This is a genomic window from Pseudomonas protegens (assembly GCF_003732485.1).
Taxonomy (GTDB): Bacteria; Pseudomonadota; Gammaproteobacteria; order Pseudomonadales; family Pseudomonadaceae; genus Aquipseudomonas; species Aquipseudomonas protegens_B.
This window is the reverse complement of the sequence record NZ_MOAK01000082.1, coordinates 140044-151292: the sequence shown is the minus strand read 5'-3', so window position 1 is coordinate 151292 and position 11249 is coordinate 140044. Positions and strand designations below refer to the sequence as shown.

The 11249-nt window shown below is 64.4% G+C and carries 8 protein-coding genes; 6 read left to right on the top strand and 2 right to left on the bottom strand.

The window, feature by feature from the left end:
• From BLX41_RS26385 to BLX41_RS26360, 6 genes are all read left to right on the top strand, one after another.
• Positions 1–2232 (top strand): efflux RND transporter permease subunit (locus BLX41_RS26385; RefSeq protein ID WP_259745204.1); only part of this gene is annotated, 2232 nt, incomplete at its 5' end.
• On the top strand, positions 2229–3650 hold the full coding sequence (locus BLX41_RS26380) for an efflux transporter outer membrane subunit (protein ID WP_123727263.1): 1422 nt from the start codon (positions 2229–2231) through the stop codon (positions 3648–3650). The genes BLX41_RS26385 and BLX41_RS26380, both read left to right, overlap by 4 nt.
• 344 nt (positions 3651–3994) lie before the next feature.
• On the top strand, positions 3995–4894 hold the full coding sequence (locus tag BLX41_RS26375) for a bestrophin family protein (protein WP_123727357.1): 900 nt from the start codon (positions 3995–3997) through the stop codon (positions 4892–4894).
• Between the two features lie 74 nt (positions 4895–4968).
• Positions 4969–6024: a tetratricopeptide repeat protein gene (locus BLX41_RS26370; protein ID WP_123727262.1), complete on the top strand. Its 1056-nt coding sequence runs from the start codon at positions 4969–4971 to the stop codon at positions 6022–6024.
• A 131-nt stretch (positions 6025–6155) separates the two neighbouring features.
• A complete protein-coding gene (locus BLX41_RS26365; RefSeq protein ID WP_123727261.1) occupies positions 6156–7658 on the top strand; it encodes an ATPase domain-containing protein in 1503 nt (500 codons plus the stop codon).
• The gene (locus BLX41_RS26360; protein ID WP_123727260.1) at positions 7655–9325 is read left to right on the top strand and encodes an ATP-binding protein; all 1671 of its coding nucleotides are present in this window, start codon (positions 7655–7657) and stop codon (positions 9323–9325) included. Before BLX41_RS26365 ends, BLX41_RS26360 begins: the two co-directional genes overlap by 4 nt.
• 8 nt (positions 9326–9333) lie before the next feature.
• Here the strand turns inward: BLX41_RS26360 and BLX41_RS26355 are convergent, their stop codons facing one another.
• The gene (locus BLX41_RS26355) at positions 9334–9711 is read right to left on the bottom strand and encodes a response regulator (RefSeq protein WP_011061530.1); all 378 of its coding nucleotides are present in this window, start codon (positions 9709–9711) and stop codon (positions 9334–9336) included.
• A 385-nt stretch (positions 9712–10096) separates the two neighbouring features.
• Positions 10097–11249, bottom strand: a 1153-nt coding sequence (locus BLX41_RS26350) for a hybrid sensor histidine kinase/response regulator (RefSeq protein WP_148059781.1), incomplete at its 5' end; no start/stop codon positions are given.

Below are 11249 nucleotides of genomic sequence, written 5' to 3'. Positions count from 1 at the left end.
AAGCAGAGCTTCCCGCAAGGCATGGACTTCAGCATCGTCTACGACCCGACCATCTTCGTTCGCGGCTCCATCGAGGCCGTGGTGCACACCCTGTTCGAAGCCCTGATCCTGGTAGTGCTGGTGGTGATCCTGTTCCTGCAGACCTGGCGTGCCTCGATCATCCCGCTGGTGGCCGTACCGGTGTCGCTGATCGGTACCTTCGCGGTCATGCACCTGTTCGGCTTCTCCCTCAATGCCCTGTCGCTGTTCGGCCTGGTGCTGGCCATCGGCATCGTGGTGGACGACGCCATCGTGGTGGTGGAGAACGTCGAGCGCAACATCGGCCTGGGGCTGAACCCGGTAGAGGCCACCAAGCGCGCCATGCGTGAAGTGACCGGGCCGATCATCGCCACCGCCCTGGTGCTGTGCGCGGTGTTCGTACCGGCAGCCTTTATCAGCGGCCTGACCGGGCAGTTCTACAAGCAGTTCGCCCTGACCATTGCCATCTCCACGGTGATCTCGGCCTTCAACTCCCTGACCCTGTCGCCGGCCCTCGCCGCGGTATTGCTCAAGGAACACCATGCACCCAAGGACCGCTTCTCGAAGATCCTCGACACGCTGCTGGGGGGCTGGCTGTTCAAGCCGTTCAACCGTTTCTTCGATCGTGCCAGCCATGGTTACGTCGGCACGGTGCGCCGGGTCATCCGCGGCAGCGGCATCGCCCTGTTCCTCTATGCCGGCCTGATGGTGCTGACCTGGTTCGGCTTCGCCCACACCCCGACCGGTTTCGTTCCGGCCCAGGACAAGCAGTACCTGGTGGCCTTCGCCCAACTGCCGGACGCCGCCAGCCTGGACCGCACCGAGGATGTGATCAAGCGCATGTCCGACATCGCCCTGAAACAACCCGGCGTGGAAAGTGCGGTGGCCTTCCCCGGCCTGTCGATCAACGGTTTCACCAACAGCCCGAACAACGGCATCGTCTTCGTCACCTTGAAGCCCTTCGATGAGCGCAAGGACCCGAGCATGTCCGCCGGTGCCATCGCCGGTGCCCTGAACGGCAAGTACGCCGATATCCAGGACGCCTACATGGCGATCTTCCCACCGCCGCCGGTACAGGGCCTGGGGACCATTGGCGGCTTCCGCCTGCAAGTGGAGGACCGCAGCGGCCTGGGTTACGACGAGCTGTATAAAGAAGTGCAGAACGTCATCACCAAGAGCCGCAGCGTGCCGGAGCTGGCCGGGCTGTTCACCAGCTATCAGGTCAACGTGCCCCAGGTGGACGCGGCCATCGACCGGGAAAAGGCCAAGACCCACGGCGTGGCGATTTCCGACATCTTCGACACCCTGCAGATCTACCTGGGTTCGCTGTATGCCAACGACTTCAACCGCTTTGGCCGCACCTATCAGGTCAACGTCCAGGCCGAGCAGCAGTTCCGTCTCGAGCCCGAGCAGATCGGCCAGTTGAAAGTGCGCAACAACAAGGGCGAGATGATCCCCCTGGCCACCTTCATCAAGGTCAGCGACACCGCAGGTCCCGACCGCGTGATGCACTACAACGGCTTCGTCACCGCGGAAATCAACGGCGCAGCGGCCCCGGGCTACAGCTCCGGGCAAGCGGAAGCGGCGATCGAGAAACTGCTCAAGGAAGAACTGCCCAACGGCATGACCTACGAATGGACCGAGCTGACCTACCAGCAGATCCTGGCCGGCAACACCGCCCTGTTCGTCTTCCCGCTCTGCGTACTGCTGGCCTTCCTGGTGCTGGCCGCGCAATACGAGAGCTGGAGCCTGCCCCTGGCGGTGATCCTGATCGTGCCGATGACCCTGCTGTCGGCGATTACCGGGGTGATCATCTCCGGTGGCGACAACAACATCTTCACCCAGATCGGCCTGATCGTACTGGTGGGCCTGGCCTGCAAGAACGCGATCCTGATCGTCGAGTTCGCCAAGGACAAGCAAGAGGAAGGCCTCGATCCGCTGGCGGCGGTACTGGAAGCCTGCCGCCTGCGTCTACGGCCGATCCTGATGACCTCCTTCGCCTTCATCATGGGCGTGGTACCCCTGGTGATCTCCAGCGGCGCCGGTGCGGAAATGCGTCATGCCATGGGGGTCGCGGTGTTCGCCGGGATGCTCGGGGTGACCTTCTTCGGCCTGCTGCTGACCCCGGTGTTCTATGTCCTGATCCGCAATTATGTGGAGCGCAGCGAGGCCCGCAAGGCCGCCCGCGCCCTGCAACTGGAGACGCAACAATGAGTGCCAAAGTCTTCCTGCCGAGCCTGCTGGTGCTGGCCCTGAGTGCCTGCGCCGTCGGCCCGGACTACCAGACCCCGGCCACCGAGGCGGCGCACATCAGCGCCGCCACCGATGGCGCTGCGGGCCAGAAGAACTTCGACCGCGCACGCTTCGAAGGCATCTGGTGGCAGCAGTTCGATGACCCGACCCTCAACCAGCTGGTGAGCCAATCGTTGCAGGGCAACCGTGAACTGCGGGTGGCCTTCGCCCGCCTGCGGGCCGCCCGGGCGATTCGCGATGACGCCAGCAATGACGCCATGCCCACCATCACCAGCCGCGCCAGCAGCGACCTGGCCAAGGGGCAGATCCCCGGCCAGACCACCAAGCGAGTGAACAGCGAGCGCTACGACCTGGGCCTGGACATGGCCTGGGAGCTGGACCTGTTCGGCCGCATCCAGCGCAACCTGGAAGCCACCGACGCCGACCAGCAAGCGGCCGAGGCCGACCTGTACCAGCTGCAAGTGACCATGATCGCCGAGCTGGTGGACGCCTACGGCCAGCTGCGGGGCGCCCAGCTGCGGGAAAAGATTGCCCTGGCCAACCTGGACAACCAGCAGGCCTCGCGCAAGATCACCGAAAGCCTGCGCGACGCCGGGGTCGGCGACCAGCTCGATGTGGTCCGCGCCGACGCCCGCCTGGCTTCGGTGGAAGCCAGCGTACCGCAGCTGCAGGCGGAGCAGACCCGCCAGCGCAACCGCATCGCCACCCTGCTGGGTGAACGGCCGGACAAACTCAACGTCGACCTGTCGCCGGCGCAGCTGCCGGCGATTGCCAAGGCCCTGCCGATTGGCGACCCGGGCGAGTTGCTGCAACGCCGGCCGGACATTCTCAGTGCCGAACGCAAGCTGGCCGCTGCCACCGCGCGCATCGGCGTGGCCAAGGCCGACCTGTTCCCGCGGGTCAGCCTCAGCGGCTTCCTTGGCTTCACCGCCGGACGCGGTTCGCAGATCGGCTCATCGGCGGCCAGTGCCTGGGCCCTGGGCCCGAGCATCACCTGGGCGGCCTTCGACCTGGGCAGCGTACGGGCCCGCCTGCGCGGCGCCGACGCCAATGCCGACGGCGCCCTGGCCAGCTACGAGCAGCAAGTGCTGCTGGCCCTGGAAGAATCGGAAAACGCCTTCAGCGACTACGGCAAGCGTCAGCAACGGCTGATCTCATTGATCCGCCAGAGCGAATCCAGCCGCGCCGCCGCGGACCTGGCCGAGATCCGCTACCGCGAAGGCACCGTGGACTTCCTGGTGCTGCTCGATGCCCAGCGTGAACGCCTGGCGGCCGAAGATTCCCAGGCCCAGGCCGAAGTCGACCTGTACCGCGGCATCGTCGCCATCTACAAGGCCCTGGGTGGTGGCTGGCAACCGGAGACGGTAGCCAGCAAGTAAGGATTTGCAACGAGCTCCTTTGGTTGGCCGCAACCAACCAATGTTTGGCCCCGTGGATCATTCGGTCGCGGGGCTTTTTTTTGCCCGGCTCAGGGGCCTCTTCGCCGGCAAGCCGGCTCCTACAAGAGCCCGCACAACGCATGACCCCGAACACATGGCCCCATAGGAGCTGGCTTGCCAGCGAAGGCGCCCGCAAGAACACTGCACAGCCAAAGGCCCTCTTCGCCGGCAAGCCGGCTCGGTGATAGAGGCCGTCGATCATGCGGTTGGCCATTGCGATTGGACAGCCCACCGGCGCGCTCCTAATCTTCACTCGCAGCGTAATCGCCCTGGCCTGCTTCCACATGATTGTCCGCCCCAAGCCCAACCTGATCAGCATCCTCTTTGCCCTCAAAGGCTCGATCGCCAAGCGCATCGCCTTGCGCTGCGTGCTGATTACCCTGCTGGCCTCGGTCATCGTGCTGGTGGAAACCCTGCAGCCCACCTATTTCTCCAAGGTCAACGCCACGCCCTTCACCCTGCTGGGCCTGTCGCTGTCGATCTTCATGAGCTTTCGCAACAACGCCTGCTACGACCGCTGGTGGGAAGGCCGCAAGCAATTGGGGCAGTTGATCATCGAGGTTCGCTCGCTGATCCGCGAAAGCCTGATCATCGACCCGCACCCCGAACGCGAGGGCCTGCTGCGCGACCTCTGCGGCTTCGCCCACAGCCTGATTGCCCGCCTGCGCCATGAGGACGAAGCCTGCGCCCTGCAACCCTGGGCCCAGGCCGACATCGACCCGCAACACCCCAACCTCACCGACGCCCAGTTGCAACGCCTCGGCCAACGCTGCTCGCAGTGGGCGCAACAGGGGCTGATCAGTGAATGGCGCTACACCCAGATGGAAACCCGGCTGGTCAGCCTGAGCCTGGTCCAGGCCGCCTGCGAGCGTATCCAGAACACCCCGCTGCCCTTCCCCTACACCTTGCTGCTGCACCGCACCATCTACCTGTTCTGCATCCTCCTGCCATTCGCCATGGCCGAGCCCCTGGGCTGGCTGACACCGATCTTCACCGCCATCGTCAGCTACACCTTCCTGGGCCTCGACGAGATCGGCAATGACCTCGAAGACCCCTTTGGCTACGACGACAACGATCTGCCCTGCAGCGCTCTGTTGCGCGGCCTGGAGCGTGAAGTCCTGGCAGCGCTGGGGCAACGGGACCTGCCGCCGCCACTGGAACCTCAGGAATATGTACTGACCTGAACCCGGGTTTGACTCGGACCGGTTCCTGACCGAAGCTTGCGCCTTCCAAAAGTCGCCAGCTTCCGGATTCCTGCATGCCCCTGCCCCGTCGCTACCTGCTGATCAGCCTGTTGCTCGTTATCGCCCTGGCCCTGGCCTGGACCTTTCTGCGCAGCAGCCCGCCGGCGGTTCCGGAGGCGATCAAGCACGGCTACGGCCAGGCCCTGGAGAAAGCCCGCAACGGCCAGCCGGGCGCGGCACGGGTGCTGTACCAGCAACTGGCGCGCCCCGACCTCAATGATCAGCAGCGCACCCGCCTGCTGGCGGTGTTGCCCAACTACCCCAGCCCCCAGGCCCTGAAGCTGGCGGATGCCGACCTCTATCACCCCTCGGCCGAGGTGCGCAAAGCGGCGATCAAGAGCGTGCTGGGCCTGGTGCCCAGTGGCCAGCGCAGCCTGCTGCTGGGCCCCTTGCTCGACGATCACGAGCAAAGCGTGCGCTTTGCCGCGGTAGATGCCCTGCTGGGCCTGAGCCCGGATGACCAGGGCCTGTACTTCGGCCCCTTGCAACAGGTGATCGACGAATACACCCAGGTGCTCAAGACCCGGGGCGACGACGTCGAGGCCCAGTACCAGCTGGCCCGCCTGTACCTGCACAACGCCGACCTGAGCAAGGCCCAGCAGACCCTGGAACAGGCCCTGCGCCTGGCGCCGGACAACCTGCAGGCGGTGGTGCTGCAGATCGAAGTGCTGGACAAGCAAGGCCAGAGCGACGCTGCCCGCCAGTTGCTGGCCAAGCAGTTGCAGGCCCAGCAGGATTCGGCCTACCTGCAGCATGCCCTGGGACTCTGGCTGCTGCACCACGGCCAGGGTGAGTTCGCCCTGCTGGGCCTGTCACGGGCCGTGGAGCTGGAACCCAACAACGCCGCCTATCGCTACGACTTGGCCACCACCCTGCACAGCGAACAGGAGCAGGAAGCGGCGCAGAAGCAGTTGGAGGAAATCGTCCAGCGCCAGCCCTACAACCGCAAGGCCCGGGTGCTGCTGATCAACTATTGGAAAGAGAGCGGCCAGTTGCAGAACGTCCAGGTGTTGCTGGCCCAGCTGGAACAGCAGAATCCCGACGACCCGGCATTGCAGCAGGGCCTGTAAGGCCCCGCCCCATCCCCCCGAGCGACAAAAGGTTGAACCGCGCCCGCAGCGAACGGTCAAGACAATAAGCCGCGATATCAAGGCGTTCGCGCCATCGCAGGCTACCTGGACCCATTGTGCGAGGGCATTGTTTGTCGACCTCAACTGCGTTACTCAGCGAAAAAGCCGCCACCGGAATCGAAGGCCTGGACGACATCCTCTCCGGGGGATTGTCACGCAGCCATGTGTTCCTGCTGGAAGGTGAACCCGGAACCGGCAAGACCACCGTGGCCTTGCATTTCCTGCGTGCCGGCGCCCTGGCCGGCGAGCGCTGTCTGTACATCACGCTCTCGGAAACCGAGCGCGAACTGCGCCAGGGCGCGACCTCCCATGGCTGGACGCTCGACGACAACATCCACATCTTCGAGCTGACCCCGCCGGAAAGCCTGCTCAATGCCGAGCATCAGCAAAGCCTGCTGTATTCCTCGGATCTGGAGCTGGGGGAAGCCACCCGGCAGATCTTCGAAGTGGTGGAACGGGTCAAGCCCACCCGGGTGGTGCTCGACAGTCTCTCGGAAATCCGCCTGCTGGCGCAAAGCTCCCTGCGCTACCGGCGGCAGATCCTGGCGATCAAACACTACTTCGTGCGCTATGACGCCACCGTGCTGCTATTGGATGACCTGACCACCGAATCCCTGGACAAGACCGTGCACAGCGTGGCCCACGGGGTGATCCGCCTGGAAGAGCTGACTCCCAGCTACGGCGCCGAACGCCGGCGCATCCGGGTGGTGAAATACCGTGGCCAGAAGTACCGCGGCGGCTTTCATGACTTCACCATCATGGGCGACGGCGTCCATGTGTTCCCAAGGCTGGTGGCAGCCGAACACCGGGGCCGCTACGAGCGCCTGACCTTGACCTGCGGCATCAAGGAGATGGACGCGCTCCTGGGAGGCGGCATCGAAAGCGGCTCCAGCACCCTGATCCTCGGCCCCGCCGGTACCGGCAAATCGCTTATTTCGATGATCTTCGCCGCAGCCGCCGTGGCCCGGGGCGAGAAGGCCGCGCTGTTCATCTTCGACGAAGAGCTGGGGTTGCTGTTCGAACGCATGCGCAACATGGGCATCGACCTGGAGGCCCTGCAAGCCACGGGCAACCTGGTGATCGAGCAAGTGGACGCCGCAGAGCTGTCCCCCGGGGAGCTGTCCTACAGGGTCCGGCACTGTGTCGACCAGCAACGGATCAAGACTGTGGTGATCGACAGCATCAACGGCTACCAGGCAGCCATGCCCGAGGAAAACGCTCTGGTGCTGCACATGCACGAGCTGCTGCTGTACCTCAATCGCCAGGGCGCAGCGACCTTCATGACCGTGGCCCAGCATGGCCTGGTAGGCGATATGCAGGCCCCGGTGGACATCACCTACCTGGCGGACACCGTGGTCCTGCTGCGCTACTTCGAAGCCCTGGGCAAGGTGCGCCGGGCCATCTCCATCATCAAGAAACGTACCGGCAGCCACGAGTCGACCATCCGTGAATACCGCATCAGTGCTCGCGGCTTGACCATCGGCGAACCCCTGGAGGCCTTCCAGGGCGTGCTGCGGGGCGTGCCCACCTACCTGGGCGAAAGCAAACCGCTGCTTCGGGAAGAGGGGCGATGACCCGGGACCTGGCTCTTTCCGAACGTGCCCTGGTGCTCACGCCCCACGGCCGTGACAGCCAGCTGGCGCAGATGATGCTCAACGAGGCGGGATTTCGCAGCCTGATCAGCCCTCACCTGCCGGCCCTGTGCGAAGAACTGGAGTACGGTGCCGGGCTGGTGATCATCGCCGCCGAGGCTTTGCGCGGGGTCGACCTGGAACCGCTGCTGCGCCATCTGCAACAGCAACCGGCCTGGTCCGACCTGCCCATCGTGCTGCTGACCCAGCACGGCGGTCCGGAGCAGAATCCGGCATCGCGCTTCAGCGCCCCCCTGGGCAACGTCAGCTTCCTGGAACGCCCCTTCCATCCGGCGACCCTGATCAGCCTGGTCAGCGCCGCCCTGCGCGGCCGACGCCGGCAATACGAAGCCCGGGACCGGTTGATCGACCTGAGCCAGAGCGAGCTGCGCCTGCAACGCACCCTGGAAACCCTGGAGCAGCAGGTGCAAGAGCGCACCGCGCAACTGCGGCACAACGAGGAAGCCCTGCGCCAGTCACAAAAGATGGAGGCCGTGGGTCAGCTCACCGGAGGCATCGCCCATGACTTCAACAACATGCTCACCGGCATCATCGGCAGCCTCGAGCTGTTGCGCCGACGCCTGGCCCGGGGCCGTACCGAGGATCTGGACAGCCTGATCGACCTGGGTGTCACTTCGGCCAATCGCGCCGCCGGCCTGACTCATCGCCTACTGGCCTTCTCCCGGCGCCAGTCGCTGGACTCCAAGCCGGTGGAAATGAACGCCCTGGTGACGTCGATGGGCGAGCTGCTGCAACGCAGCCTCAGTGAAAGCATCCAGTTGGACATGCACCTGTGCCCGCAACTGTGGGTCGCCGAGGCCGACCCCAACCAGCTGGAAAGTGCCCTGCTCAATCTGGTCCTCAACGCCCGGGACGCCATGCCCAATGGCGGCCGGTTGCTGGTGGAGACCCTCAATCAGCACCTGGGCCCGGACTTCACCCAGGCCCACGACAACCTCGAACCCGGCGACTACGTGCTGCTGCGAGTCAGCGACAATGGCTGCGGCATGCCCGACGCCATCATCCATCGAGTGTTCGACCCCTTCTTCACCACCAAGCCCATCGGCCAGGGCACCGGGCTCGGGCTGTCGATGATCTATGGCTTCAGCAAGCAGTCCCACGGTCACGTGTCCCTCAACAGCACCCTGGGTCGGGGTACCGAGGTCAGCCTGTACCTGCCGCGCTATCGCGGCAGTGCGGAGCAGGATGAGCAGCCGCTGGAGCAACAGTCAGGCGCCGCGCAGAACGGCGAGACGGTGCTGATCGTCGAGGATGATCCAGCGGTACGGGTGCTGGTCAGTGCGGTACTCGGCGAGTTGGGCTACGCCTTTCTGGAAGCCGGCGACGCCCGCAGCGCCATGCCGATCCTCGATTCGGGGCAGCGCATCGACCTGATGATCAGCGATGTGGGCTTGCCGGGCATGAATGGCCGGCAACTGGCGGAGATCGGGCGGCAGATCCGCCCGCAATTGAAAGTCCTGTTCATCACCGGCTATGCCGAGCACGCCGCCGCCCGTGGCGGCTTCCTCGACCCCGGCATGCAACTGATCACCAAACCCTTCACCTTCGACCTGCTGACCGCCAAGGTGCGAGAGATGATCCGCGACTGAAAACCGGCTCAGGCCAGCAGTTGCTGGATCTGCTCCTGCAGGCTGTTGAGGTCGAAGGGCTTGGCCAGGATCGGTGCCTTGCGAGTGATGGGGCTGCCGCACTCGAGGATTTCGTTGGGGTAGCCGCTGATGAAAATCACCTTGAGGTCCGGACGCAGCTTCACCGCCGGTTCGGCGATCATCACCCCGGTAATGCCACCGGGCAGCCGATAGTCGGTGATCATCACATCCAGGTGCGGCTTGCTGGCCAGGATCTCGAACGCCTGCTCGCCATTTTCGGCCTGGAGTACCCGGTAGCCCAGGCCCGACAGGTAGTCGGCCAGCAGCATCAGGATGACGGGTTCATCTTCGACGATCAGTACGACGTCTTGTGCATCTTCACTCATGGAAAACCTTTGCTTGGTCAATTGCTGCCAGGGGCTGTTGATGTTTGGTGACCTACCGCGTTGCTGGGCCAAACTGCGCGAGGCAAGGCGCGGGATGCCGCTAATGGTTGTTCCCTTGGCAAATCCCGCAACGCAGCCTCGCACAGTTTGGCACGCAACCCGAAGGGACGGGGCTCCCTTAGCGCAAGGCTGCGTTGCTCGGAGCTTATTTGGAACAACCAAACTGCGCTCCTCGCGCCTTGCCTTGCGCTAAGGGGGCCGCCGTCGCGGCAGGTCACCAAACGTCAACAGCCCCCTTCGACCATTGGGTCACGCAGAGGTTGCGTCTGCGTGACGCTTTTCGCGGTTCACGCCTGGAAATTCGCCGGCAAGCCGGCTCCTGCAGTCAGGCCAGGGGCAGGCTTACGCGAAACAATGCGCCTTCGCCAATGCGACTTTCAACACTGATGGTGCCGCCGTGGGCGGTCACGATCTGCTCGGAAATGAACAGCCCAAGCCCGAGGCCCGCCGCCACGTGACTGGCGCTGACCCGCTCGAACTGCTGGAAAATCCGCTTCTGGTTGTCTTCGCTGATGCCGATCCCATGATCGCGCACCTCGACCCGCGCCTCGCCGTCCTCGGCATAGACCCGGACTTCGATGGGGCTCTTGGCGCCGTAGCGCAAGGCATTGGTCAGCAGGTTGGAAATCACCTGTTCGATGCGAAATTCATCCCAGTGGCCTTGCAACGGCTGCTCGACCTCCAGGCTCAGGGACGATTGCGCGGCTTCCACCTGGGGCGCGAAATTCTCCACCAACCCGCGTACCAGCTGCGCCAAGTCAAACTGTGACGGGCGGATCGACAGCTTGCCGGTGCGAATCCGCGAGATGTCCAGCATGTCTTCGATCAGGCGGATCAGGCTTTTGATCTGGCGCTCGTCGCGATCCACCATGGCGTGCATCTTGTCCAGGCTGAAGGCCGCGGCGTTCTCCCGCGCCAGGTGCATCTTGCGCAGCTGGGTTTCCAGGATCAGGCCATTGAGCGGCGTGCGCACCTCATGGGCGACGATGGACATGAAGTCATCGCGCATGCGCACTGCCTGCTCCAGCTCGTTCTGGGTGGCCTGAAGCTTGTTGAGCAACGCCTCCTGCTCACGCCGGCTCTGCTCCAGGGCCTCGACCTGCTGCTTCATGGCCTTGCTCTGGCGGTACAGATCGACGAACACATTGACCTTGCTCTTCACCGCATGGATGTCCAGGGGCTTGTGCAGGAAGTCCACTGCCCCGCTTTCGTAGCCCTTGAAGGCGTAGTTGAGCTCGCGCCCGGCGGCACTGACGAAAACGATGGGGATGTGCTTGGTCTTCTCGGTGCCGCGCATCAACTCGGCCAGCTCGAAGCCGTTCATGCCCGGCATCTGTACATCGAGGATGGCCATGGCGAACTCATGCTGGAGCAGCAGCGACAAGGCTTCATCGGCCGACAGCGCCTTGTACACCATGCGGTCCTCGCGCTTGATCAGCGCTTCCAGGGCCAGCAGGTTCTCCGGCAGATCGTCGACG

Excerpts from the sequence above, each read along its gene's own strand:
- BLX41_RS26380 (WP_123727263.1), top strand. The coding sequence starts at position 2,229 with ATGAGTGCCAAAGTCTTCCTGCCGAGCCTGCTGGTGCTGGCCCTGAGT.
- BLX41_RS26375 (WP_123727357.1), top strand. The coding sequence starts at position 3,995 with ATGATTGTCCGCCCCAAGCCCAACCTGATCAGCATCCTCTTTGCCCTC.
- BLX41_RS26370 (WP_123727262.1), top strand. The coding sequence starts at position 4,969 with ATGCCCCTGCCCCGTCGCTACCTGCTGATCAGCCTGTTGCTCGTTATC.
- BLX41_RS26360 (WP_123727260.1), top strand. The coding sequence starts at position 7,655 with ATGACCCGGGACCTGGCTCTTTCCGAACGTGCCCTGGTGCTCACGCCC.
- BLX41_RS26355 (WP_011061530.1), bottom strand. The coding sequence starts at position 9,711 with ATGAGTGAAGATGCACAAGACGTCGTACTGATCGTCGAAGATGAACCC.